The 25,169-nt window shown below is 72.7% G+C and carries 22 protein-coding genes; 13 read left to right on the top strand and 9 right to left on the bottom strand.

The window, feature by feature from the left end; translation table 11 throughout:
- Positions 1-46 precede the first annotated feature (46 nt).
- From NUT86_RS38155 to NUT86_RS38120, 8 genes are all read right to left on the bottom strand, one after another.
- The gene (locus tag NUT86_RS38155) at positions 47-658 is read right to left on the bottom strand and encodes a TetR/AcrR family transcriptional regulator (protein ID WP_093636395.1); all 612 of its coding nucleotides are present in this window, start codon (positions 656-658) and stop codon (positions 47-49) included.
- A gap of 104 nt (positions 659-762) precedes the next feature.
- On the bottom strand, positions 763-1,629 hold the full coding sequence (locus NUT86_RS38150) for a 3-hydroxybutyryl-CoA dehydrogenase (RefSeq protein ID WP_274739955.1): 867 nt from the start codon (positions 1,627-1,629) through the stop codon (positions 763-765).
- 117 nt (positions 1,630-1,746) lie between these two features.
- The gene (locus NUT86_RS38145) at positions 1,747-2,916 is read right to left on the bottom strand and encodes an acyl-CoA dehydrogenase family protein (RefSeq protein ID WP_266439999.1); all 1,170 of its coding nucleotides are present in this window, start codon (positions 2,914-2,916) and stop codon (positions 1,747-1,749) included.
- 48 nt (positions 2,917-2,964) lie between these two features.
- On the bottom strand, positions 2,965-4,137 hold the full coding sequence (locus NUT86_RS38140) for an acyl-CoA dehydrogenase family protein (protein WP_274739953.1): 1,173 nt from the start codon (positions 4,135-4,137) through the stop codon (positions 2,965-2,967).
- A 37-nt stretch (positions 4,138-4,174) separates the two neighbouring features.
- Entirely contained in the window at positions 4,175-6,262 is a 2,088-nt protein-coding gene (locus NUT86_RS38135; protein WP_274739952.1) for an acetate--CoA ligase family protein, read from the bottom strand.
- Positions 6,263-6,264: 2 nt separating this feature from the next.
- On the bottom strand, positions 6,265-6,456 hold the full coding sequence (locus NUT86_RS38130; protein WP_093635414.1) for a ferredoxin: 192 nt from the start codon (positions 6,454-6,456) through the stop codon (positions 6,265-6,267).
- Positions 6,457-6,469: 13 nt separating this feature from the next.
- Positions 6,470-7,741: an NADH-ubiquinone oxidoreductase-F iron-sulfur binding region domain-containing protein gene (locus NUT86_RS38125; RefSeq protein ID WP_274739950.1), complete on the bottom strand. Its 1,272-nt coding sequence runs from the start codon at positions 7,739-7,741 to the stop codon at positions 6,470-6,472.
- A complete protein-coding gene (locus NUT86_RS38120) occupies positions 7,738-8,145 on the bottom strand; it encodes a hypothetical protein (protein ID WP_266439992.1) in 408 nt (135 codons plus the stop codon). The genes NUT86_RS38125 and NUT86_RS38120 overlap by 4 nt, the downstream gene beginning before the upstream one ends.
- A 352-nt stretch (positions 8,146-8,497) precedes the next feature.
- On the opposite strand from NUT86_RS38120, the gene NUT86_RS38115 reads away from it, so the two are divergent.
- The 7 genes from NUT86_RS38115 to NUT86_RS38085 all read left to right on the top strand — a co-directional run bounded on the left by NUT86_RS38115 (position 8,498) and on the right by NUT86_RS38085 (position 16,673).
- Positions 8,498-9,649, top strand: coding sequence for an aromatic ring-hydroxylating oxygenase subunit alpha (locus NUT86_RS38115; RefSeq protein ID WP_274739947.1), 1,152 nt, complete (start codon positions 8,498-8,500; stop codon positions 9,647-9,649).
- A gap of 148 nt (positions 9,650-9,797) precedes the next feature.
- The gene (locus NUT86_RS38110) at positions 9,798-10,931 is read left to right on the top strand and encodes a polyamine ABC transporter substrate-binding protein (protein ID WP_274739946.1); all 1,134 of its coding nucleotides are present in this window, start codon (positions 9,798-9,800) and stop codon (positions 10,929-10,931) included.
- Between the two features lies 1 nt (position 10,932).
- Positions 10,933-11,835 carry an ABC transporter permease gene (locus NUT86_RS38105; RefSeq protein ID WP_274739945.1) on the top strand — a complete coding sequence of 301 codons (903 nt, stop codon included), beginning with the start codon at positions 10,933-10,935 and terminating at the stop codon, positions 11,833-11,835.
- Positions 11,832-12,677, top strand: coding sequence for an ABC transporter permease (locus tag NUT86_RS38100; RefSeq protein WP_159484257.1), 846 nt, complete (start codon positions 11,832-11,834; stop codon positions 12,675-12,677). The genes NUT86_RS38105 and NUT86_RS38100 overlap by 4 nt, the downstream gene beginning before the upstream one ends.
- Positions 12,678-12,682: 5 nt before the next feature.
- The gene (locus tag NUT86_RS38095; RefSeq protein ID WP_266439984.1) at positions 12,683-13,792 is read left to right on the top strand and encodes an ABC transporter ATP-binding protein; all 1,110 of its coding nucleotides are present in this window, start codon (positions 12,683-12,685) and stop codon (positions 13,790-13,792) included.
- A 141-nt stretch (positions 13,793-13,933) separates the two neighbouring features.
- Positions 13,934-15,247, top strand: coding sequence for a flavin monoamine oxidase family protein (locus tag NUT86_RS38090; RefSeq protein ID WP_274739943.1), 1,314 nt, complete (start codon positions 13,934-13,936; stop codon positions 15,245-15,247).
- Positions 15,240-16,673: an aminobutyraldehyde dehydrogenase gene (locus NUT86_RS38085; protein WP_266439980.1), complete on the top strand. Its 1,434-nt coding sequence runs from the start codon at positions 15,240-15,242 to the stop codon at positions 16,671-16,673. The genes NUT86_RS38090 and NUT86_RS38085 overlap by 8 nt, the downstream gene beginning before the upstream one ends.
- Before the next feature lie 54 nt (positions 16,674-16,727).
- Here the strand turns inward: NUT86_RS38085 and NUT86_RS38080 are convergent, their stop codons facing one another.
- A complete protein-coding gene (locus NUT86_RS38080) occupies positions 16,728-17,654 on the bottom strand; it encodes a DMT family transporter (RefSeq protein ID WP_274739942.1) in 927 nt (308 codons plus the stop codon).
- 360 nt (positions 17,655-18,014) lie between these two features.
- Between NUT86_RS38080 and NUT86_RS38075 the strand changes: the two genes are divergently transcribed.
- The 6 genes from NUT86_RS38075 (at position 18,015) to NUT86_RS38050 (ending at position 25,075) form a co-directional block, all read left to right on the top strand.
- Positions 18,015-18,785: a GntR family transcriptional regulator gene (locus tag NUT86_RS38075; protein ID WP_026170033.1), complete on the top strand. Its 771-nt coding sequence runs from the start codon at positions 18,015-18,017 to the stop codon at positions 18,783-18,785.
- A 64-nt stretch (positions 18,786-18,849) separates the two neighbouring features.
- Positions 18,850-19,077 carry a 4Fe-4S dicluster domain-containing protein gene (locus NUT86_RS38070; protein ID WP_026170034.1) on the top strand — a complete coding sequence of 76 codons (228 nt, stop codon included), beginning with the start codon at positions 18,850-18,852 and terminating at the stop codon, positions 19,075-19,077.
- A gap of 13 nt (positions 19,078-19,090) precedes the next feature.
- Positions 19,091-20,527, top strand: a complete 1,437-nt coding sequence (locus NUT86_RS38065; protein ID WP_274739940.1) for an ABC transporter substrate-binding protein — start codon at positions 19,091-19,093, stop codon at positions 20,525-20,527.
- Positions 20,524-21,417: an ABC transporter permease gene (locus NUT86_RS38060; protein ID WP_446750807.1), complete on the top strand. Its 894-nt coding sequence runs from the start codon at positions 20,524-20,526 to the stop codon at positions 21,415-21,417. Before NUT86_RS38065 ends, NUT86_RS38060 begins: the two co-directional genes overlap by 4 nt.
- Positions 21,414-22,196 carry an ABC transporter ATP-binding protein gene (locus NUT86_RS38055; protein ID WP_274739939.1) on the top strand — a complete coding sequence of 261 codons (783 nt, stop codon included), beginning with the start codon at positions 21,414-21,416 and terminating at the stop codon, positions 22,194-22,196. Before NUT86_RS38060 ends, NUT86_RS38055 begins: the two co-directional genes overlap by 4 nt.
- Before the next feature lie 86 nt (positions 22,197-22,282).
- Positions 22,283-25,075, top strand: coding sequence for a fumarate reductase/succinate dehydrogenase flavoprotein subunit (locus NUT86_RS38050; protein WP_274739937.1), 2,793 nt, complete (start codon positions 22,283-22,285; stop codon positions 25,073-25,075).
- Positions 25,076-25,169 lie beyond the last annotated feature (94 nt).

Below are 25,169 nucleotides of genomic sequence, written 5' to 3'. Positions count from 1 at the left end.
ACGGCCCCGCCGGCCTGCCCGCGGAGGAAGTCAGATCTCTTCGGGGTCAGATCTCGGGGAAGGCCTCGGGAACGCCGAGTGTTCCCGCGACGGCCCGCCAGATGGCCGCTTGAGCGGCGGGGAGGTCGACCCGTGGGTCGCCCAGCATCAGCCGGATCCCGAATCCGTCGCTCAGTGCGAGCAGCAGCGTGCTGGTCTCCGCCACATCGCAGTCGGTGAACTCGCCCGACTCGATGCCCCGCCGGATGGCCTGGCTGATCCAGGTGTGCAGCTGGTCGTACAGGTCGACGGCGAGATGCTGGGCGGTCTCGTCGCGCAGGGCCCGCACCCACAGTTCCTGCCACAGCCGCCAGTCCTGCCGCAGCTCGGGGTCCGTGGGCAGCATGTTGTGCAGGATGCGGGCCAGGACCACGGAGGCGGGCACCGTGTCGGCGTCCCGTTCGAGTTCCGTACCGGTCTGTGCGAAGGAGTGGGTCATCGCCTCGGCGAAGAGCCGCTCACGGTTCTCGAAGTGGTAGTGGAGCAGGGCGGTGGACACACCGGCGTGCTCCGCGACCATCCGCATACGGATCTTCTCGAAGCCGACCTCGGCAATCACTTCGCACGCGGCGGACAGGATCCGTTCCCGCGTTTCGAGAGTGCGTTCAGCCTTGGCCACGTGAGTGCTCCCCGGGTCGGTGTCGGTGTGCTCGGCGGGCTCGGCGGGCCCGTCCCGTCCATCTTCCCGCATCACCGCCGTCGGCCGTCCGCCGCCGGGCGGGCTCATCGGTAGCGGTGGAAGCCCTGGCCCGATTTGCGGCCGAGGAGGCCCGCCTCCACCATCCGGGCCAGCAGCGGCGGGGGCGCGTAGCGCGGTTCACGGAACTCCTCGTACAGCGACTCGGCGATCGCCCGGGTCGTGTCGAGGCCGATGAGATCGGCCAGCGCGAGCGGCCCCAGCGGGTGGGCGCAGCCCAGCCGCATCCCCCGGTCGACATCGCCCGCCGAGGCCGCGCCGGACTCGACCATCCGCACCGCGTCCAGCAGATAGGGGACGAGCAGGGCATTGACGATGAATCCGGCACGGTCCGCGGCGTGCACGACCTCCTTGCCCAGTACGTCGGCAGCGAAGGTGTGCGTCCTACGGGTGGTGTCGTCGCCGGTCAGCAGGGAGGGCACCAGCTCGACGAGCGGCAGCACCGGAACGGGGTTGAAGAAGTGCAGGCCGATGACCTGCTGGGGGCGTGCGGTGGCGGCGGCGAGGCGGATGACGGGGAGGGAGGAGGTGTTGGTCGCCAGGATCGCGTCCGGCCGCCGGACCACCTCGTCGAGCCGGGTGAAGACGGCCAGCTTCGCGGCCTCGTCCTCGGCGACGGCTTCGACGACCAGATCGCGGTCGGCCAGCGCGGCCAGGTCGGTGGTGACCGTGATCCTGGCGAGCGCGGAGTCCCGGTCCCGGACGGAGAGCCTGCCGGCCGCCGTGGCACGTTCCAGGGAGCCGGTGATCCGGCGGAGCCCGGCGTCCGCGGCGGCCGGGCCGGTCTCGACGACGCACACCTCCCGGCCCGCGCGGGCACACACCTCGGCGATGCCGGAGCCCATCAGGCCGCAGCCCACGACCCCGATGCTGTCGACTGCTCTCTCGGACATCGCTCCTCCTCGGCCGGTGTTCCGGGACGTCTCGCGGGTCCCGCCGGTGGGTCGGTGGTGCCGGGCGGGGTACGGCGGGTCACCGGGCCGGGCGCCCCCGGCCCGGTGACCGCGGGCTCAGGGCGTGGGCATCTGCAGAACTCCCGTGCCCCGCTTGACCAGTTCGCCGGCGATGATCAGACGCTGGATCTCGGAGGTGCCCTCCCAGATCCGGTCCACCCGCAGCTCGCGGTAGAGCCGCTCGACGGGGTAGGAGCGGTCATAGCCGCGACCGCCGAAGATCTGCACACAGCGGTCGATGACCCGGCCCGCCGCCTCGCTCGCCGCGAGCTTGGCGATCGCCGCCTTGGCGTGCAGGGTCTTGCGGTCGACGGTGCCCTCGTCCACCTCCCAGGCGACCTGGTGCGCATAGGCCCGGTTGACCGCGATATCGACCGCGCAGTCCGCCAGCATCCCCTGCACCAGCTGGAAGTCGGCGATCGGCGACCCGAACTGCTTGCGCTCCACCGCCCAGTCCCGCGCCAGCCGGAGGGCCCGCTCGGCGGCGCCCGTGGTGCGGGCCGCGATCATCAGCCGTTCCTCCGTGAACCAGGACCGGGTGATGTCGTAGCCCTTGCCGACGCCCCCGAGCACGGCGTCCTCAGGGACCTGCACCTCGGTGAAGGTGAATTCGGGGTGCTCGTAGACGAAGGTGTGCATGAAGCGCGGCACCCGCGTCATCTCGATACCGGGGGTGTCCTTGTCGACGAGGAAGAGCGTCGGCTCCCGGTCCGGGCCCGCGGCGGCGAGGACGATCATGAAGTCGGCGTGGTCGCCGACGGTCACGAACCACTTCTCGCCGTCCAGTGTCCAGCCGTCGGCGGTCCGCGTCGCGGTGGTCGCCAGGTTCTGCGGGTCGGAGCCGGCCCCGGGTTCGGTCACCGCGTAGCAGTCGCGGCGCTCGCCACGGATGACCGGTTCGAGGTAGCGCTCGCGCTGTGCGGGGGTGCAGAAGCGCAGGGCGTTGGCGGGGCGCCACACGGTGTCCCACAGGGCACCGGTGAGCTGTCCCAACTCCTCCTGGACGATGGCCTGTTCCAGGATGGTCAGCCCGGCGCCGCCCCACTCCCGGGGCATGTTGACGGCCTGCAGGCCGGAGGCGAGGACGGCGTCACGAATGGCGGCGTGGTCCTGCGCCGTCAGGCCGTTGTTCTCCTCGCAGTCGGTTTCGTAGGCGGTGAGGGTCTCGGTGAGCTCGCGCGCGGTGCGCTTGAGGTCCGCCTGGCGGGGGGTGAGACGGAAGTCCATGTCAGTCCTCGAAGTCGGTGGGGAGCCGGGCCGGGTGGTGGCCGCGGGTCAGGGCAGGGGCAGGTCGAGGGCGCGGGTGCCGCGCTTGATGAGCTCGTTGGCGATGATCAGACGCTGGATCTCGGAGGTGCCCTCCCAGATCCGGTCCACCCGCAGCTCGCGGTAGAGCCGCTCGACGGGGTACGAGCGGTCATAGCCACGACCACCGAAGATCTGCACACAGCGGTCGATGACCCGGCCCGCCGCCTCGCTCGCCGCGAGCTTGGCCGTCGATGCCTTGGCGTGCAGCGCCTTGCGGTCGGTGCCCGGCTGGTCGGCCTCCCAGGCGACCTGGTGGGTGTAGGCCCGGTTGACGGCGATGTCCACCGCGCAGTCGGCCAGCATCCCCTGCACCAGCTGGAAGTCGGCGATCGGCGACCCGAACTGCTTGCGCTCCACCGACCGGTCCCGCGCCAGCCGGAGCGCCCGCTCGGCGGCGCCCGTCGTACGGGCCGCGATCATCAGCCGTTCGTCGGTGAACCATTCCTTGGTGAGTTCGTACCCGTTGCCGACGCCGCCGAGGACGTCGTCATCGGGCACGAAGACCTCGGTGAAGGTGAACTCGGGGTGCCCGTTCACGGCGGAGTGCATGAACCGCGGCACCCGGGTCATCCGTACGCCCGGTGCCTGCTTGTCGACGAAGAAGAGGGTGGCGGCCCGCTCCGGGCCCGCGTCGGCCTGCACCAGCAGGAAGTCGGCGATGTCCCCGCAGGTCACAAACCACTTCTCGCCGTTCAGCAGCCATCCGCCCTCGGTCCGGGTGGCGGTGCTGGTGCCCGAGGCGGGGTCCGATCCGGCGCCGGGTTCGGTCACCGCGAAGGCGTCGAAACGCTCGCCCCGGATGACGGGGAGGAGGTACTTCTCCCGCTGGGCCTCGGTGCCGTACGCCAGCACGTTGGCGGGCCGCCAGGGGATGTCCCACAGGCAGTTGGTGACCTTGCCGAATTCCTCCTCGACGATGACCTGGTCGAGCAGCGACAGTCCCGGGCCGCCCCACTTCTCGGGCATGTTGATGGCGTAGACACCGGCGTCGATCGCGGTCCGGGTCAGCTCACGGACCGTGTCGGCGGGCAGCGGTCCCCCGGCCTCCTCGGCCTGCTGCTCGTACCGGAACAGCAACTCGGTGTAGGCGGCGGCGCGGGCCTTCAGATCGGCCTGTCGGGGGGTGTAGCGGAAGTCCATGGCGGGTGTCCTCCGGGAGGGCGGGCGTGGGCGGGCGTCAGGCCAGTACGGCGCGGGCATCGAGGGCGAGGGCGCCGTCCGGGCGGACGAGCAGCGGATTGACCTCGATCTCGGTGATCTCGGGGTGGGCGGCGGCGAGCGTGGTGAGGCGCTCGATCACGGCCCCCGCGGCTGCCAGGTCGACCGCGGGCCGGCCGCGGACGCCCCGGAGGAGCGCGGCGGTCCGCAGCCCGGTCAGCAGCTGTTCGGCGCGGGCCGCGGGGACGGGTGCCAGGGCGAAGGCGACATCGTGCAGCGCCTCGGTGAGCACCCCGCCCAGGCCGACCATGGCGACCGGCCCGAACCGGGGGTCACGGTTCACCCCCACGATCAGCTCGACGCCGTCGGTCGGATCGGCCATCGCCTCGACCGAGTAGGAGGCGGCGCCGAGCCGGGCGTGCATCTCCCGGAAGGCGGTGACGAGCGCGGACCGGTCCGGCAGTCCGAGGGCGACACCGCCGGCGTCGGACTTGTGCAGGAGGTGGAGGGCCTTGAGGACGTAGGGGCCCTCGAACGTGTCGGCGGCGGCGAGCAGTTCGGCCTCATCGGTGATCTCACGGGCCTCGGGGAAGGGCACTCCGGCGGCGCTCAGCAGCGTGCGTACACCGTGGTAGCCGGGGTCGGACAGCGGTGCCGCGGACGGTGGCAGCGGGCGGACGCCGGGCGGGCCGGCGGCCCCTGCCACGGTCATCGCCGCCAGCGCGCGGGCCGCGTCCTCGGTGGAGGCGAACACCGGTATGCCTGCCTCCACCAGCGTCCGGCAGCTGGGGGCGTCCGGGAACATCGACTGCACCACCAGGGGTTTGGCGGTCCGTGCCGTATGGACGGCCATCTGGTGTGCGGTCTCCAGCTCACCCGCCGCGAGCGCGCTCCCGCCGCCCGCGGTACCGCTCTCGGCGGCCGGACCTCCCAGACCGCCGGTCGCCGCCGAGTAGCCGCCGAAGTACCCGGTCAGCATGACGGAGTCGACCTCGTCCAGGGCGAGCAGAGCACCGACGGTGTCGCCGTAGGAGTGCGGATTCTGCTCCCCCATCCCGGCCAGGTCGACGGGGTTGCCCACCGCGGACTGTTCCCACAGCAGCGTCCTGAGCCGTTGCTGTGCGGCGGGCCCGAGTTCGGGCACGGCCAGCCCGGCGGACTCGGCGGCGTCGGCGGCGATGGCTCCGTGGCCGCCGCCGTCCGTGCAGACCGCGGTGCGGTGTCCGGTGGCGCGCCGCCCCCCGTTCAGCGCGGCGAGGACGACGGTCATCTCATGGGGTGTGGCGACGAGTTCGACGCCCGCGTCGCGGCAGGCGGCGGCCACGACGTCGGCGGAGGTGGTCAGGGCGCCGGTGTGCGACTGTGCGCTGCGCGCGGAGGCGGTGCCCCGCCCGGCGGTGAGCAGGACCACCGGTTTGCCCGCCGCGGCGGCCGCCTCGGCGAAGGCCCGGCCGTCGCCGAAGTCCTCCGCGTAGACGGCGATGGCCCGGGTGGGGTCGTGCCGGGCGGCGTCCTCGATGAGGTCGACGAGGGTGACATCGGCCTGGTTGCCCAGCGAGACGAAGCGGGAGAATCCCAGACCGTGCGGGGCGCAGCGGAGGTGGAGTTCCAGCGCGAGGTTGCCGCTCTGGCTCAGCAGGGCGATACCGCCGGGCGCGAAGCGGTCCGAGGCGAGGTAGAGCTCGGTGGTGTTGTCGGCGATGCCGAGGCAGTTCGGGCCGACGAGGACGGCGCCGGCGGCGCGCACCCGTTCGGCGATCGCCTGTTGGCGGGCCAGCCCGAGGGGACCGGTCTCGGCGAACCCGGCGGTGATACCGACGATGGCGCGTGCGCCGCAGGCGAGCGCGTCGTCGACGGCGGCCTCGAAACCGGGGCCCGGTACGGAGATCACCACGAGTTCGACCGGTTCGCCGATCCCGGCGAGCGAGGTGGCCGTGGTGCGCCCGAGGACCGTACCGCCGCGGCGGTTCACGAGGTGGACGGGCCGGCGGTCGGGTGCCCGCAGGGCCTGGGCGGCGACCGCATGGCCGTACTTCGCCGGGTCGTCACTGGCACCGACCACCGCGACCGACTCCGGGTCGAACAGGGCCGACAGATCACGTCCCATGGTCACCTCTCCAACCGGAGCGCGGAGTTGGGGCAGACCTCGGCGGCGGCCCGGGCGGCGTCCTCGGAGGCGCCCGGCGCGGGGTCGGCGACGACGGCGGCATAGCCGAAGTCGTCGAGGTCGATGAGGTCCGGTGCGGGTTCCTGGCACAGGCCGTAGCCCTGGCAGCGGGTGGCGTCGAGACGGAGTTTCACGGCGTTCGTCCTTTCAGCGGGAGGAGGAGACGGAGCGCGGGCGGGGCACGCTCCGCCGGGCGACGTACGGGACGGACACGGTGAGCCGGCCGACGTCCGCGGGCGCGGCGCAGCCCGGGCAGGGGGCGTCGAGGTGGGCGCGGACCAGGACGGGGAAGGCGCGCAGGAGGCTGCCGGTCGTGCCCGCCGCGGCACCGAGCAGCCCGCAGGCACCGCGGCCGGGCAGTGAAGTGGACCAGCGCTGCAGCCGGGTGAGGAGTCCGGAGTCGGCCGTGCCGTTCGTCAGGGCGCCGACGGCGTCGCGGAGGGAGCCGGTGCCCGCGACGCAGATGCCGCACTGCCGGGCGCTCTCGGCGGCGAGGTGGGCGAGGGCGGCGGAGACGAGGGAGACCGGGCATTCGTCGGGGGCGAGGAAGCGGATCGCACCGCAGCCCAGTGCCGTCCCCGCGGCCGCGAGGGTATCGGGGTCCAGCGCGAGGTCGAGCCGGCCGGGACCGATCAGCCCCCCGAAGAGGCCGCCCATGAGGGCGCCGGCCGGCTCGGGCGTGCCCTGGGCCTGCGCCAGGGTCCGCAGGGTGCAGCCGTAGGGCACCTCGGCGAGCAGGGGGTCGCCGCCGCCCGCGAGCGTCACCAGGGTGGCGCGGGCCGTACGGCGCCGGTGGTCCGGCTGTGCGGCGATGAGCGCGATACGGGCCAGGGTCTCGACGTTGGCGACGAGGGTCGGGGCGCCGCCGACGCCCTGCTGGTAGGGGCGGGGCGGTTTGGCGGTGGGGAGGGCGGGGCCGCCGTTGATCCGGCGGACCACGGCGGTCTCCTCCCCCGCGACATAGGTGTGCGGGGTGTCGACGACATCGCACGGCAGCTGGGGTGTGCGTTCGGCGAGCGCACGGCGGATCCGTTCGCCCGCCGCGGTGTCGGAGACGTAGACGTAGCCGCGTTCCGCGCCGGTGATCTCCGCGGCCAGCGCCAGCCCGTCCAGGACCAGGTGCGGGCGGGCCCGCAGCAGCCAGCGGTCCTTGACGGAGCCGGGCTCCCCTTCCTCTCCGTTCGCCACGACGACGGGGCGGGGTCCGGCGTCGCGTACGGCGCGGAGTTTCGCGGCGGTGGGGAAGCCGGCGCCGCCGCGTCCGCGCAGGCCGTCGATCCGGTCGAGGAGCTCCGCCGCCCCGATCGCCCGGCGGTAGCCTCCGGCGGCCACATACGCCCCGGCGTCCTCGGTCACGCCCGGTGCCGCGCCGAGCACGGAGGGGGTTCCCGGCGGTATCAGGGAGTCGGTCCCGGTCATCCTCGGTCTCCGTCCGGTGGGGTGGTGCGCAGGGTGCGCACCGCGCGTTCCAGGGCGCTGCGGTCCGCGGCCGTCCGGTCGTACCCCGGTCCGGGGAGGCCGATCAGCATGCGGTGGTGGTCGAGCACGACCTCTGCCGCACGGAGTGCGGCCCGGCGGTCGCCGGGGCGGGTACGGGCCGCGACCGCGGTCACCAGGCCGGTCACCTCGGCGAGATAGCGGAGCCAGCCGTGCTGGGTGCCGTGCAGGATCAGGCGCTCGACGCGGCGCCGTTCGGCCTCGGTCGCCTCCGCGGGGGTGTCCGCCGTCCGCCGCGCGGTACGCAGGGCCGCGACGGTGGCGGGCAGTTCCCGTTCGGGTTCGGGAGTGAGCCCGAGCCAGATCAGGTTCCGACGACCGCTCATGCGTGCCTCCGGGGAGAGGGGTGGGGTGCCGGCTCGGGTCAGGGCAGCGGGGTGTGGGGGCGGTGCCGTGGCTCGGGGCCGGGGCGAGGTGCCGTTGCGGGGGTTCGGCCGGCGGATCGGGGCGCGATGCGCCCGTTCGCTTCCGGGATCCGTGCGGCGGAGCGCCGGAGCGGCGATGCCACTAAGCTAACTAATCAATTAGTCAGGACACAAGTCTTGACTTCGTTGAAACCCGCCAGCAATCTGACTGACCAATTAGTCAGCACGGATCCGGTGCGCCGGTCCAGGGACTTTCCACCGCGCCCTGCCGCCCCGGCCCCGGCGCCCCGTGCGGCATGGAGGAGTGACCCCGATGCACCCCGAAGCCACCACGACACCGACGGCACCGGATGCCCCCGGGCAGGCACTGCCCGCCCGCTACTACACCGACCCGGCCGCGGCCACCGCCGAGACGCAGCACCTCTTCGCCAAGTCCTGGCAGCTCGTGTGCCATGAGTCCGATCTCCCCGGCCCCGGCGCACGCCTCGCCGCCACCGTCGCCGACCGCGAGGTACTGGTCGTCCGTACCGAGAACGGCACCCTGGCCGGGCACCTCAATGTGTGCCGGCACCGCGGGACCCGCCTGGTCTCCGCCCCCGAGGCGTCCGGCAAGGCCCTCCGCTGCCCGTATCACGGCTGGACGTACAAGCTCGACGGACGGCTGGTCGGTGCGCCCGAAGCACGGCAGATCCCCTGCCTCGACAAGCCCGCGCTCGGTCTCTTCCCCGTCCGGGTCGAGTCGTTCCTGGGGTTCGTCTTCGCCAACCTCGACCCGGATGCCGTGCCGCTGGCCGAGCAGTGCGCCGGACTGGCCGAGACCGTCGGCCACTACGCGGGGACCGATCTGGTGCCCGTCGGACGCAGCCGTATCCACGATCTGGCCGGCGCGGAAGTACAGCACGCCAACTGGAAGGTCGCCGTCGACAACTACCTGGAGGGCTACCACGTCCCGGTCGCCCATCCCGGGCTGATGCGCCTGCTCGACTACCAGGGCTACACCAGCGAGATCGACGAGTCCTATGTCCTCTTCGCCTCACCGCTGCGCGACAAACCGTCCTCGAACTGGGCCGAGCGGCTCTACCAGCGCCTCGCCTCCCCCATGCCGGGTCTGACCGAGGCCGACCGGCGGGTCTGGCGGTACGCGGTGATCTACCCCAACACACTCATCGACTTCTACCCCGACCATGTGCTTGCCTGGACCGCCATACCGACGGCGGTCGACCGGGTGGCCGTCCCCGGCGCCTTCTACACGCGCCGCGGGACGAGCGCACGGACCCGGCTCGCGCGCCGGCTCAACATCCACATCGGCTGGATCACCAATGACGAAGACGCCGAATTGGTGGCCCGGGTGCAGAAAGGCCTCGGCACCCCGGGCTTCGAGCCGGGCCCCCTGTCCCGCCGGGAAGCCGCGGTCGGCTGGTTCGCCGACCGGGTACGCACCGACCTCGGTGGCGCGATGCGCTGACCCCCACCGGTGAGACAGCGCCATGAGCCGTCCCCCTCGGCGCGCGACGCCCCGCGCCACGGCTGACAGGTCCCGCACGGAGGACAGGGCTTCCGTGCGTCCGTGACCGCTCCCTGAAGCAGCGCTCATCCCCTACGGAGAGGACCTCATGTCCCCCGAGGAACCCCCACCTCCGTCCCGGCGCGCGTTTCTGCGCTCGGGCGTCGCCGCGGCCTTCGGCCTCGGTCTGGCCGGATGCGGCTTTCTGCCGGAGGGCCGCAACGCCTTCGGCGACCCGGACCGGCCGATCGACGTCAAGGTGGACGGCGACCTGGTGTATTTCAACTGGGCGGACTTCGTCGCCCCGGCGGTCTTCGACGGATTCGAGAAGGAATACGGCGTCAAGGTCATCCAGTCGAACTTCGACTCGATGGAGGGCATGGCCGCCAAGCTCAACGCCGGGAACCGCTACGACATCATCTTCCCCACCGCGAAATGGGCGCAGCGGCTGGCCGACGGCGGGCGGCTGCGCCGTATCGACCACTCCCAACTGCCGCACGCCGACGCGGTGTTCAGCCGGTACCGCTACTTCGCCGACCCCTGGTACGACCACCACTCCGCGCACACCGTCCCGTTCACCATGTACAAGACGGGCATCGGCTGGCGGAAGGACCGGATGGGCGACGACCTGGCCGGCTCCTGGGGCGACCTGTGGAACGCCCGGGCCAGGGGGCAGGTCTTCGTCCTCGACGACCGCGACGAGGTGCTCGGGATGGCCGCGCTCAAACTGGGCCTGGACATCGGCACCTCCGATGAACGCGACCTCGCCCGGATCACCGCCACGCTGCAGAGCCTCCGCCCCCGGCTGCGCGGCTTCTCCAGCGACAGCTACAACAACCTGCTCAACGGCAACGCGGTGATGACCCAGGCCTGGAGCGGCGATATGGCCGCCATGCTCGGGCAGGCCAAGGACCCGTCCGTGCTCGGCTTCGAGGTCGCCCGGGAGGGCGCGCCGATCAACTCGGACTGCTACGCGATCCCCGTCAACGCCCGCCACCCCGGCACGGCGATGCTCTTCATCGACTACATGCTCAGACCCGAGAACGTGCGCAAGAACATCCGGTACATCGGCTACCCCATGCCGGTCGGCGGCAGCGAGGACGTCTACGCCGCGATCGTGAAGCCGTTCCCGCAGTGCCTGGTCGCCCCCGACGACCTCAAGGCCGACCTCTTCTTCCGCAATGCGTCCTCGAAGGGCGAGCAGGCCCGCGATACCGCCTGGACCCACGTGAAAGCCGGCTGACATGGCACAACGCACCCCCTCCGGGGCACTCCGGGACCGCCGCGGGCGCTCCGCGTCCGGCACCCGGCTGTGGACCTGGCTCATGCTCCCCGGCACCCTGTGGATGACCGGGTTCCTCATCGCCTCCCTGATCCTCGTGGCCACCCTGGCCCTGGGCACCACCGACCCCCTCGGCAACCCGCGGTTCGGGTTCAACTTCGACAACATCGCGGCGATGGCCGACCCGGCCTACCGCATCGTGCTGCTGCGCTCGCTGGGCTTCGCGCTGATCGCCTGCGTCGTCTGCCTGATCGTGGCCTATCCCGTGGCCTACTCGATCGCCCTGCACGGCGGGCGGTTCAAGAACCTGTTGATCGCCGCGATCGTCGTCCCGTTCTTCGCCAACTACCTGGTGCGGATGTACGGCTGGTCGGTGGTGCTGTCCGGCGGTGGCCCGGTGCTGAAGGCGCTGCGGGCGGTCGGACTCGCCGACGGGCACACCAAGATCCTGCAGAGCGGGGTCGGCGTCATCGCCGGGCTCGTCTACGGCTTCATCGTCTTCATGATCATCCCGCTGTACGCGGCGCTGGAGCGGATGGACCTCTCGCTGATCGAGGCCGGACGCGATCTGTACGGAGGGCCGTTGCGGACCTTCTTCTTCGTCACCCTCCCAGCCACCCGGCAGGGTGCCGCCGCGGGCGCCGTCCTGGTCTTCCTGCCCGCCATGGGCGACTTCGTGAGCGCCCAGCTGATGGGCGGGCCGGACCAGATCATGATCGGCAACCTGATCCAGGACAAGTTCTTCCAGGGCCAGAACTGGCCGCTCGGCTCCGCCCTCACCATGCTGATGATGGCGGTGCTCTTCATCGGGATGCTCGGCTATCTGCGGCGCACCCGCAAGGACGAGGCGGAGGCCGCCCGATGACGCTTCGCCCCCCGCGCCGCCTGCACCGCCGCGGCACCGACCGCAGGCCCCGGCTCGCCCTCACGGTCACCACCCTCTTCTTCCTCCTCCTCTACCTCCCCATCGGCGTCGTCGTCCTCTTCTCCTTCAACGGCCAGAAGTCCCTCACCGTCTTCAAGGGCTTCAGCCTCCGCTGGTACTCCGCCTTCTTCCACGACAACGTGCTGATCGAGTCGCTCGGCATGAGCCTGCGGGTCTCCCTGGTGGCCATGGCGGGTTCGGTGGTCCTGGGAGTGGCACTGGCCCTGGGGCTGGTGCGCTGCCGTACCCGGCTCGGCTCGCTGGCCGGCCTGATCATGCTGGTCCCGCTGATCACCCCGGAGATCGTCACCGGTGTCGCCGCGATGCTGCTGTTCAAGGGCATGGACATCACCCTCTCCTCCGGCACGGTGATGCTCGCGGAGATCACCTTCTCCATCTCCTATGTGACGGTGATCCTGCGCTCGCGGATCGCCGCCCTCAATCCGGAGGTCGAGGAGGCGGCGATGGACCTGGGCGCCACCCGCTGGCAGGCCCTGCGGCTGGTCACCCTGCCCGCGCTGCTGCCCAGCATCCTGGCCTCGGCGGTGCTCATCTTCGCCCTGGTCTTCGACGACTTCGTGCTGGCCTACTTCACCACCGGCGTGGACCCGCAGCCGCTGTCCGTCCGCATCTACTCGGCGATCCGGTTCGGCGTACAGCCCACCATCAATGCGGTCGGCACGCTGATGCTCGCCGGTTCCATCGGCCTCATCGGGCTCGCCCTGGCCATCCCCCGTCTGTTCGGCCGCCGCGGTGGCCTCGATCTGCTCTCCGGGAAGTGACACCCATGACCTCCTCCGACGCCCCCTCCGCCGGTGCGGCCCCGGCCGGCGACCCGCCCGCCGTCCGGCTCGACAACATCAGCAAGAGCTACGGCGGTTCCTCCGCGGTCCACGAACTCTCGCTGGACATCGCACCCGGCGAGTTCTTCTCCCTTCTGGGCCCGTCCGGCTGCGGCAAGACCACCTCGCTGCGGATGATCGGCGGCTTCACCGACCCCACCGCGGGCACCATCCTGCTCAGCGGTGAGGACGTGACCGCGCTCCCGCCGGACAAGCGCAACGTCAATACGGTGTTCCAGAGCTACGCCCTCTTCGACCATCTCTCGGTGGCCGACAACGTGGCCTTCGGCCTCAAGCGCAAGGGCGTCGGCCGGGCCGAGATCCGCGAGCGGGTCGGCGCCATGCTCGACCGGGTGCAGCTCGGCGGTCTCGGCGACCGCAAGCCCCGTACGCTCTCCGGCGGGCAGCGTCAGCGGGTGGCCCTGGCCCGCGCCCTGGTCAACCGGCCCCAGGTCCTGTTGCTCGACGAGCCGCTGGCCGCGCTCGACCTCAAGCTCCGGCGGCGGATGCAGGTCGAACTCAAGCAGATCCAGCGCGAGGTCGGCATCACCTTCGTCTTCGTCACCCATGACCAGGACGAGGCACTGACCATGTCGGACCGGGTGGCGGTGATGAACGAGGGCCATGTGGAGCAGTGCGGGACGCCGGAGGACGTCTACGAACGCCCCGCGAGCCGGTTCGTCGCCTCCTTCATGGGGACGTCCAATCTCGTCCCCGGCACCTACCGCGACGGGCAGGTCGTCCTCGACTGCGGCCCCGCGCTGCCGGTCGGCGACCGCACCGGCGTCTCCGACGGCAGCAGCGTCAGCCTGTCGATACGGCCCGAGAAGATCTGGCTCTCCGATTTCGAACCGGGCATGGCGCTGGTGCACGGCGTGGTCCGGGAGACCGTCTACTCCGGCCCCACCACCACCTATCTGATCGAACTCGCCCCCGGCGTCACGGTGTCCGTACTGGAGCAGAACACCGACCGCTCGCGCATGGAGGACCGCTGGAGCGGCGGCGAGAGCGTGGAGATCGGCTGGAAGCCCGAGCACTGCCTGGTCCTGGATTAGGGCCTGTCCGATGGGTCAGGGCCGGGTCCGCGGCGCCTGACCCATCGGACAGGCCCTAGGCCCCACTGCGGCCCCCGCCCCCTCGACCAGGCCTGGTGCGCCCGCACCAGCCGCCCGCCGACAGCAAAGGAACGCTCCCTCATGAACCACGATGTCATCGTGCTCGGTGCCGGTCTCGCCGGGCTCGCCGCGGCGCGGGACCTGAGCGCGGCCGGTGCCGACGTCCTCGTCCTCGAAGCCCGCGACCGGGTCGGCGGACGCGTCGAGCAGGCCGTGCTGCCCGACGGCCGGCTGGTCCAGCTCGGCGGAGAGGTGGTCGGCCGGGCCCATACCGCCTACCTCGCCCTCGCCGCGGAGCTCGGCCTCACCCTCATCCCCAGCTATGTCGCCGAGCCCGGCCGGATGGCGCGGGCCACCGCGGAAGGGGTCTCGGCCGGCGACCCGCCGCACTGGTTCGGGCCCGGTGACGAGGCCTGCCACCGGAAGGTCACCGACGCCTTCATCGCGCTGGCCCGGACCGTGGACCCCGAGGACCCGTGGTCGCATCCGCAGGCCACGGCCCTCGACCGGCTGTCGGTCGGTGCCTGGCTGCGCGGCGAAGGGGTGAGCCCGGCCGTCGTACGGCTCTGGGAGATCGGCCAACTCGCCCTGGCCAGCGGTTCCTACGAGCGCACCTCCCTGCTCGCCGCGCTGCGCAAACACGCCGCGGTCCCCGGTGACGACCCCTACGCCTACGAGGACTGGGAGGGCCTGCGGGTGGCCGAGGGCTCGGCGACGGTGGCGCTGCGGATGACCACGGAACTCGGCCGGCGCATCCGGCTCGAAGCGGCCGTCGAGGAGGTGGCGGTGCGCCCGGGAGGCTGCCGGGTGCGGCTGGCCGGCGGGGAGAGTCTGACGGCGGACGCCGTGGTCAGCGCGCTGCCGGTCGGTCCGCTCCGCTCGGTCGCCTTCACCGGCGTCTCCGAGGCCCGGCTCGCCTCGCTGCACCGCCAGCGGCAGGCCGTCGCGGCCAAGTTCGCCGCGGCCTACGACAAGCCTTTCTGGCGCGGCCTGGACCTCAACGGCCTGTCCGAATGCGAAGGGGTGCTCGGCAGCACCTGGCCGCAGAGCGAGGGCATCCTCTCCGCGCTGATCCCTCCCGAGCGGTACGGCGTCCTGCTGGGCATGCCCGCCCCGGTACGGGACCACGAGCTGCTCTCGGACGTGGCCCGGCTCTACGGTGCCCAGGCCTTCCACCCGTTCACGTCGTATCTGCGGCTGTGGGGCACCGATCCCTGGACCCAGGGGTACGTCACACAGTGGAACCCCGGCGATGTCATGGCCGTCGGCCCGCTGCACGGCACCCATGAACCGCCGTTCTACGTCTGCGGGTCCGACCAGTGGGTCGCCGGCTACATGGAGGGCGCGGTGCGCACCGGCCGCGACACGGCGCGGGAGGTGCTGCGCCATGGCTGAGGACACCACCCCCGCCCCGGTCCTCAACCACCTCGCGGGGACGGACCGCCCGGCGGCCTCCGGCGCGACGACGGACCTGGTCAACCCCGCCACCGGCGAGGTGCACCGCAGTGCCCCGCGCTCCGGCCCGTCCGACACCGACGCGGCCTGCACCGCCGCGGAGACCGCCCTCGCCCGCTGGTCGCTGACCACCCCCGCCGAGCGGCAGCGGGCACTGCTGCGGATCGCCGACGCGGTCGAGGAGCACGCCGACGCCCTGGTGGCCGCCGAGGTCGGGGACACCGGCAAGCCGCCGGAGCAGTTCCGCACCGAGGAACTGCCCGCCGTCATCGACACTTTCCGCTACTTCGCGGGGGCGGCGCGCCAGCTGCCGGGGGCGGCCGCCGCCGAGTACACCGAGGGCCGTACGTCGGTGCTGCGCCGCGAACCGGTCGGCGTCTGCGCCCAGATCACCCCCTGGAACTACCCGCTGATGATGGCCGCGTGGAAGGTCGCCCCGGCGCTCGCGGCAGGCAACACCACCGTCCTGAAGCCCGCCGACACCACCCCGTCCTCCGCCTCGCTGCTGGCCCGGATCGCCGCGGAACATCTGCCGCCCGGGGTGCTGAATGTGGTCTGCGGGGACCGTGACACCGGGCGGTCCCTGACGGCGCATCCGGTGCCCCGGCTCGTCGCCGTCACCGGCAGTGTCCGGGCCGGGCAGGAGATCGCCGCCACCGCCGCGGCGGACCTGAAACGGGTGCATCTGGAACTGGGCGGCAACGCGCCGGTCCTGGTCCATGAGGACGTGGACGCCGAGGCCACCGCGGCCGAGCTCGCGGCCGTGGCGTACTACAACGCCGGCCAGGACTGCACCGCTCCCACCCGGTTCCTGGTCCACCACCGCCGCTACGACGCGTTCGTGGCCGCGTTCGCGGCGGCCGCGCAGTCGCTGCGGACCGGGCCGCCCGACGATCCGGCCGCCGACTACGGCCCGCTCAACAGCGCGGCCCAACTGGGCTCCGTACAGGCCTTGTTGAGTCGTCTGCCAGCGCATGCCGAGGTGGTGACGGGAGGTACGGCACCGGAGCGGCCGGGCTGGTTCCACTCCCCCACGGTCGTTGCCGGAGTGCGCCAGAGCGACGAGATCGTGCAGGAGGAGATCTTCGGCCCGGTCGTCACGGTGCAGCCCTTCACCGACGAGGCCGAGGCCCTCCGGCTGGCGAACGGGGTCCGGTTCGGCCTGGCGGCGAGCGTGTGGACCGGCGACCATGCCCGGGCGATGCGGGCCACCCGCGCCCTGCACACCGGGATCGTCTGGGTGAACACCCATGGCACCACGGTGTCGGAGATGCCGCACGGCGGGGTCAAGCACTCCGGCTACGGCAGCGATCTGTCCCTCGCAGGCCTGCTGGACTACACCCAGGTCAAGCACGTCATGCTGTGAGGCGGCGGCTCCCGGGAGCGGCCGTGCCCGGGAGCTTCGGGCGGCGCGCGGCGCTCAGGTGTCCGCCGGTCCGGGCGCCGTACCGCGGTCGCGGGCGGCGGTCGGCGCCTGGTCCTGAGTATCTGTCAGATCCCGGACCAGTGCGACGCGGGAGAGCAGCACGGCGCCCCACAGGACCAGCCCGACGCCCAGCGCCTCGGGCAGCAGCCACCAGCCGGTCCTGACCCGTTCGTCGTACAGGGTGACGCCCAGCGACAGGCTCACCAGCGCGTCGCCAAGAGTGAGCACCGGCTGCGAGGCGGTCAGCGGGCCCGACTGCATGGCGTTCTCCAGGAGGAAGATGGCCAGTACGCCGGTGGCGGCGAAGCCGTAGGTCTGCCATGTGCTGAAGAACGCGGCGGGACCGCCGGTCTGCCAGGCGTGGGTGGCGTCCTTGAGCATGGCCGCGGTCAGGGCGTACCCGACCGCTGTCGCCCCGGCGAAGCAGGCGGCCCGTACGCCGCCCGCCCCGCGGCGGAGCGCGGCACCGACCGCCGTGGCCATCACCCCGGCGCAGACCACCAGGGCGGGCACCCAGCGGTCGAAGGGGGCGTGGGTGGTGCCGATGGTGGGCGCGGCGGCGGCGAGGGCGGATCCGAGTCCGACGACGAGCAGCCCCACACCGATCCAGCCGGAGCGGGAGATCTGGCCGCCGAGCAGGACCCGTCCGATGAGCAGGGCGAGGGGCAGTTCGAGGACGAAGAGGGGCTGCACCACCGACAGCGCGCCCTGCGACAGGGCCAGCGCCTGGAAGCAGGCCGCGGCCACGACGGCGAGCATCCCGCCGAGCCAGACGGCCCGGTGCAGCAGATCGACGAGCAGACCGAGGCGCAGCCCGGCGGACAGCGGCACCGTACGGGCGGCGCGCCGCTGGAGGACGGTGGCCAGCGCATTGCTGGCCGCCGCGAGCAGTGCGAACAGCACGGCCGGCCACGTGGCCACGGCCCACCTCCTCGTCGGCCACCCGGGCACCCGGGCGGGGCCCGCGCCACGTGGTCGGGCGGCGGCGGGGCGGCGCTGTACCGGTCTTCGACGCTATCCGGCGGCCGGCGCGGACCGCCCGGCGACACGGGCGCCGGAGGGCCGCATTCGCTGGGCCGGACGGATGCTTCCCGTCTGCCGGGGTGACCGATCCGGGGTGCCGGGCGAGCGTCTCCCGGGCTCCGGGCGGCTGCCCCCGGAGTGGCAGATCTTGTCGTCTCAGCGGCGAACCACCAGGTCACAGCCGCGTCCCACCCGGCGGTAGGTGGCGCAACACTGCGGCAACACCACTGGCCGGATCTCGTCGGTATGGTCCACCGCATGCCAGCCGAACGCACCCGCCAGCACACGACCCCGGTAGCGGCCGCGCGCCGTCGCCGGCTCCGCGCTGACCGCGCCCGGCAGCTCGCCGACCTGCTGCGCCACCAGGTCCTCGGGGGCGGTTTCCCCGGCGGCGTACTGCCGCACGAGGAGGTGATCGGCGCGGACTACGGCGTGTCCCGCAACACCGTCCGCCAGGCCCTCGATCTGCTGCGCGCCGAACAGCTCGTGGAGCGTCAGCCGGGGGTGGGCACGGTGGTGGTCTGCCAGAAGTACCCGCATGCGCTCGACCGGCTGATGGGTCTCGCCGAGACCCTGCACCCGCACGGCAGGGTCACCAATGAGGTGCGCACGATCAGCCCGGTCCCGGCTCCGGCCCCGGTGGCGGACCGGCTGCGCATTCCGCCGCGTTCCGAGGTGCTCTACGTGGAACGGCTGCGCCGGCTGGACGGTCTGCCGCTGTCGCTGGACCTGACCTATGTCCCGATGCACATCGGGCTGCCGTTGCTCGACGCCGATCTGGAGAACAACGACGTTTTCCGGCTGATCGAGGAGACCGCCGGACAGCCGCTGGGCACCGCCGAGATCACCCTGGAGGCCGTCAATGCCGATGCGCACTCCGCCGCCGTGCTGGAGGCGCCGCGCGGCACCGCGGTGCTGATGCTCGAACGTCTCACCCATCTCGCCGACGGCGCCCCCGTCGACCTGGAGTTCATCCGCTTCCGCGGCGATCGCCTCACCATGCGGGGCCTGCTGCGCCGCACGCTCTGAGCCACTCCCCCGCCCGCGCCCCTCCCCGCCCTCCTCCGCTCCCCGCCATGCTCTGGAGACCCCCATGCCTCTTACGCCCCAACGCGCCGACGTGCCCGTGACCATCGACGAGTCGAAGTGCATCGACGGCTGCACGCTGTGCGTCGACATGTGCCCGCTGGACTCGCTCGCCATCGACCCGGCGAGCAACAAGGCGTACATGCACGTCGACGAGTGCTGGTACTGCGGCCCGTGCGCCGCGCGCTGTCCCACCGGCGCGGTCACGGTCAACATGCCCTATCTGCTGCGATGAGAGGCCCCCGTTCATGAGCTCCCGATTCACGGGCTCCCCCTTCCCGCCGTCCCCCTCACCGTCCACCGCCGCCCCCTCAGCCGCACCGCACCCGGCCCGTCGCCGTGCGCTCACCGCGGCGCTGGTGTCCGCGCTGCTGCTGGGCTCGCTGAGCGCCTGCGGTACGCCCGCGGACGCCTCGGACGGCAAGACCGTCACCGTGACCGTCGGCTACCAGTCCAAGACCATCAACACGGTCACCGCCGGCACCCTGCTGCGCGCACTCGGCTCCTTCGAGCGTGCGCTGCGCGCCCAGGGCAAGCGGGACGGCAAGGTGTACAAGGTGCGGTGGCAGGACTACGCGACCGGTGCGCCGATCACCGCGCAGATGGTCGCCGGGAAGGTCGACATCGGCTCGATGGGCGACTTCCCGCTGCTGATCAACGCCGCCCGCGGCACACAGCTGCACGCCCCCACCCGGCTGGTCTCGGTGACCGGCTACAACCTGCGCGGGGCGCTCAACACCATTGTCACCAAGCCCGGTTCCACGCTGCGCTCGCTGCGGGACCTGCGCGGCAAGAAGGTCTCCAGCAGCGTCGGCTCGGCGTCGGACGGCACTCTGGTGCGGGCCCTGCAGCGGGCCGGACTCGATCCGGAGCAGGACATCCACAAGCTCAACCAGCAGCCGGCGGTGGGGGCCTCGGCGCTCCAGTCGGGCAGCGCGGACGCCCTGTCGCAGTTCGTGGCCTGGCCGGGGCTGCTCGCCTTCCAGGGCAAGGCACGGGCGCTCTACGACGGGGGCGCGCTCGGCCTGCCCACCTTCCACGGGGTGACCGTACGGGACGCGTTCGCCACCCGGCGCCCGGCCGTGGTGCGGGCGTTCCTCACCGCACAGCGGGACGCGACCCGCTATCTGCAGAGCCACCCCGTCGATGCCGCGCAGCGCGTCGCCGAGGCCACCGGGCTGCCGCCCGAGGTGGTCTACCTCTACAACGGCGCCGGCGGTATCGCCACCTTCGATCCCACCCTCAAGCCGCAGCTGATCGCCGCGCTGAAGAAGGACGTCCCCGTGCTGCGCGCGGCGAAGCTGACCGGGCCGGTCGACGTCGACTCCTTCGTCAACGACCGCTTCATCAAGCAGAGTTACGGCAAGGACTACCCCCGGGCCGTGCGCACCACGGCTCATCCCTCGCCCGACGAGGTGTGGCTGCGCGGCGCGGACCGGACCCGTTCCTTCGCCGGCCCGCGGGCCTTGCTCCGGTTCGTCGCCGGGCATCGCGGCAGAGTGCGTGCCGCGTATGTGGCCGATACGACGACCGGCAGCCGCTGGTTCGCCGACAAGTCGGTCTGGGTCCGCGACGGCGCACGGCTGCTGCCCTTCGCCACCCGGGCCACCGCCGACGCCTGGACGCGGCAGCACCGCAGTGCCCGCACCCTCAGCTACGCCGCCGCTCTGGAGCAGGCCCGGTGAGCGCGCCCGCCACAACGGCCGGCCGCACGGGACGGACCGGCCCGCGCCGAGGGAACTGGATCCGCTACGCCCGGATCACCGCCGCGGTCCTCGCGGCGCTCGCCGGGTGGCAGTTGCTCGCCCAGTTCCGGGTGAACCTGTGGCTGCGGTTCTCCCAATTCCCGACGGTCACCGAGACGGCCCGTGAATTCGCCCGCCGGCTGGGCACCGCCACGTACTGGCAGGACGTCTCCGACAGCCTGACCCGGATCGTCGGCGGCTTCGCCCTCGCGGCCGTCCTCGGCGTCGCAATCGGCACCGCTCTCGCCCGCTCCCCCGTCGTCTCCGATCTGTGCGGACCGCTGCTCGAAGTGCTGCGCCCGATACCGGCGATCGCGCTGGTGCCGGTGGCGATCCTGCTGTTCCCCAGCAATGAACAGGGCATCGTCTTCATCACGTTCACCGCCGCGTTCTTCCCGGTCACGGTCTCCACCCGGCACGCGGTCCAGGCGCTGACGCCCGTCTGGGAGGAGGCGGTCCGCACCATGGGCGGCGGCCGGTGGCGGGTACTGCGGTCGGTGGTGCTGCCGGGGGCGCTGCCCGGCATCCTCGGCGGACTGTCGGTGGGCATCGGTGTCTCGTGGATCTGTGTGATCTCCGCCGAGATGATCTCCGGCGAGTACGGCGTGGGCTATCGCACCTGGCAGGACTACACCATCGTCGACTACCCGGGGGTCTTCGTCGGGATGGCCACCATCGGTCTGCTCGGCCGGCTCACCTCCACGGTGGTGGAACGGCTGGGGCGGCGGCTGACGCGCTGGCTGCCGCGCACTGAGCGCGGCCCGGGGGCGTCGGCGGGCGGCCGGGCCCGGTGGCGGACGGTCCGGACGGCAGTCGGGGAGCCGTCATGACCAGTACCGAAACCACTCCGGCGGCCCCGGCGCAGGCACCCGCACCGGGCCTCCGGCTGACCCTGGACGACGCCGCGCTCGGCCGCCCCGGTGCCCCCGTCCTCGACCACCTGGACCTCGATGTCGCCGCGGGCGAGATCCTCACCGTCGTCGGGCCGTCCGGCTGCGGCAAATCCACCCTGCTGCGCACGCTGGCCGGTCTGCTGCCGCTCCTCGGTGGCCGGCTGACCCAGGACGGCGAGCCGGTCGGGGGACCCGCCGCCGACCGGGCGCTGGTCTTCCAGGAGGACGCGCTGCTGCCCTGGCGCGGTCTGCGGGCCAATGTGGAACTCCCGCTGGCCATCCGGGGAGTGGCCCGCGCGCAGCGCCGGGCGCGGGCCGATGACTGGCTGGCCAGGGTCGGGCTCACCGAGCACGCCGCCCGGCTGCCGCACCAGGTCTCCGGCGGCCAGCGGCAGCGCACCCAGCTGGCCCGGGCGCTGGCCGGGCGGCCGCGCGCGGTCCTGATGGACGAACCGTTCGGTGCGCTCGACGCACAGACCCGGGCCGGTATGCAGCAGTTGCTGGTGACGGCGCTGAGCGGCACCCGCGCCACCGTCGTCTTCGTCACCCACGACGTGGACGAGGCGCTGTTCCTGGGCGACCGGGTTGCGCTGCTGGGCTCCGGCCGGGTGCTGGACGTACCGCGGCCACGTCTGCGCGGGGCGCACAGCGACCCGGCGACGGTCGCCCTGCGCCGCGAGGTGCTCGCGTCCCTGGACGGCCGACCCGGTTCCTGACCGGCGTCCGGCCCGGGCGCGACCCGACACATCACCGACCTGCCCGGCGCGTCCTCGTACGTGACCGGCGAGCGAAAGGCACTGTCATGCCGGAAGGCACCGTCAGCGGGACCGCGGACACCATGGAGATTCCCGCCCTCGACTCCGCCGAGGAGCTGTCCTGCGACGTCCTCGTCATCGGCGGGGGCACCGCCGGGACGATGGCGGCGCTCACCGCCGCCGAACGCGGCGCCTCCGTCCTGCTGTTGGAGAAGGCGCATGTCCGCCACTCCGGTGCGCTCGCCATGGGCATGGACGGGGTCAACAACGCCGTCGTCCCGGGCCGCGCGGAACCCGACGACTATGTCGCCGAGATCACCCGCGCCAACGACGGCATCGTCGACCAGTCCACCGTCCGCCAGACCGCGACCCGCGGCTTTGCGATGGTGCAGCGGCTGGAGTCGTACGGCGTGAAGTTCGAGAAGGACGAACACGGCGAGTACGCGGTCCGCCAGGTGCACCGCTCCGGCTCGTATGTGCTGCCGATGCCCGAGGGCAAGGATGTCAAGAAGGTCCTCTACCGGCAGCTGCGCCGGCGGGAGATGCGCGAGCGGATCCGTATCGAGAACCGCATCATGCCGGTGCGGGTGCTGACCTCCGGCGGCCGGGCGGTCGGGGCTGCGGGCTTCCACACCCGCACCGGGCACTTCGTCACGGTCCGGGCGGGCGCGGTGATCCTCGCCACCGGTGCCTGCGGCCGCCTCGGCCTGCCCGCCTCCGGCTATCTCTACGGCACCTACGAGAACCCCACCAACGCCGGTGACGGCTACGCCATGGCGTACCACGCGGGCGCCGAACTGACCGGCATCGAGTGCTTCCAGATCAACCCGCTGATCAAGGACTACAACGGCCCGGCCTGCGCCTATGTCGCCAACCCCTTCGGCGGCTACCAGGTCAACCGGCACGGCGAGCGGTTCGTGGAATCCGACTACTGGTCGGGACAGATGATGGCGGAGTTCGCCGCCGAGGTCGCCTCCGAACGAGGCCCGGTCTATCTGAAGCTCAGTCACCTCCCGGAGGAGTCCGTCTCCGCCCTGGAGACGATCCTGCACACCACCGAGCGCCCCACCCGCGGCACCTTCCACGCCGGGCGCGGCCACGATTACCGCACCCATGACGTGGAGATGCACATCTCCGAGATCGGCCTGTGCGGCGGGCATTCGGCGTCCGGGGTACGCGTCGACGACCACGCCCGCACCACCGTGCCGGGCCTGTATGCGGCCGGGGACCTGGCCTGTGTCCCGCACAACTACATGATCGGCGCGTTTGTCTTCGGTGACCTGGCGGGCGCGGACGCGGCCCAATACCGGGCGTACGAGGGTGAGTTGCCCGCGGACCAGCTGCGGGACGCCCATGAACTGATCTACCGGCCGCTGCGGAACCCCGACGGCCCGCCGCAGCCTCAGGTCGAGTACAAGCTCCGCCGCTTCGTCAACGACTATGTCGCGCCACCCAAGAGCGGCGCCCGGCTGTCGCTGGCCGTCGAACACTTCGCGCGGATGCACACCGACCTCGCCGGGATGGGCGCCCGCACCCCGCACGAGCTCATGCGCTGCGCCGAGGTCAGCTTCATCCGCGACTGCGCCGAGATGGCCGCCCGGTCGTCACTGGCCCGCACCGAGTCCCGCTGGGGCCTCTACCACGCGCGCACGGACCACCCTCAGAGCGATGACGCCGAGTGGCTGCACCACCTCGACCTGCGGAAATCAGCGACGGGAAGGATGGAGTTCACGGCCCGCCCGGTGGCGCCGTACCTCGTCCCGGTCGACGAGTACCACCCCGTGGGCGGCGCTCCCCGCTTCCTCGGCGAGATCCATCCGGAGCAGGTCGCGACGGCAGGACCGAGGGATACGCCGCCGGTGGGGTCCCTGGGGGCGGATGCGGCAGCCGTGAGCACTCCGGCGGCGGACGGGGCGGTGGCCGATGCCGGCGGCCCGTCCGGGACCACGCCCGGAGCCGGTGCCGGCACCTCTCCCCGCATCCTCGAACTCCTCGCCCTCGCCGAGGACCCGCCGGACCTCCCGACGCTGCGCCCGTACCTCGCCGACCCCGACCCGGCCGTACGGCGCGCCGCCGTCGACACGCTCACCGAAACCGTCCCGCCCGGCACGGGCCAGGCCCTCGCCACCGCCCTCGCCGACTCCGACCCCGCCGTACGGGCGGCCGCGGGTGCCTCACTGCGTGAGCTGATCGAGGTCCTCCCGCCGGAGCCCGGTCTGCGGGCACCGCTGGCCGCCGCGGCGCACGGGCCCGACGCGGTCGTCCGGTCGGCGGCCGTGGAGGTGCTGCGCGCGCTCCGCCTCGGCGACCGGGCCCTCTTCGCCACCGCACTCACCGACCCCGCCGTGGACGTACGCCTCCAGGCCGTCCGCGCCCTGGTCTCCGTCGACGCCGCGGACGCTCTGCGACGTGCCGCCCAGGACTCCTCCCGTGAGGTCCGGGTGGCCGCCGCGCACGGACTCGGTACGGTCGGCGGCCCCGGGGACCTGGCGGTGCCGCTCCGCGACGAAGACCTCCTCGTACGGGCCGCGGCGCTCGCGGCGCTGGCCACCACCGGCTGCCCGCCGCCCTATGACGCGGCGGCCGTCGCGGCGCTCGGCGACCCGGCCTGGCAGGTCCGGTCCGGTGCCGCCACGGCCCTGGCCGCCGCCGGCCCCGAACCCGCCGTCGCCGCGCTGCGCTCCGCGCTCGCCGACGGGCACGCGGATGTGCGCAAGGCGGCGGTGCTCGCCCTGCGTGCGCACTCCGGTCACGCGGAGGCCCGCCAGGCACTGGCCACGGTCGCCGACGACCCGGACGCCGATGTCCGCGCCTACGCCCGGCTCGCGACGGAGGGGTGACACGGCTGCGGGGCGTCCGGACCGTCGGGCGGCATCCCGGTGCGCCACAGCCCGGCGCACCGCGTGCGGCCCCCTGACCGGGCGCCACGGCGAC

The sequence above is a fragment of the Streptomyces sp. G7(2002) genome (genome assembly GCF_028870195.1).
Taxonomy (GTDB): domain Bacteria; phylum Actinomycetota; class Actinomycetes; order Streptomycetales; family Streptomycetaceae; genus Streptomyces; species Streptomyces nigrescens.
This window is presented reverse-complemented; position numbering and strand designations above follow the sequence as displayed.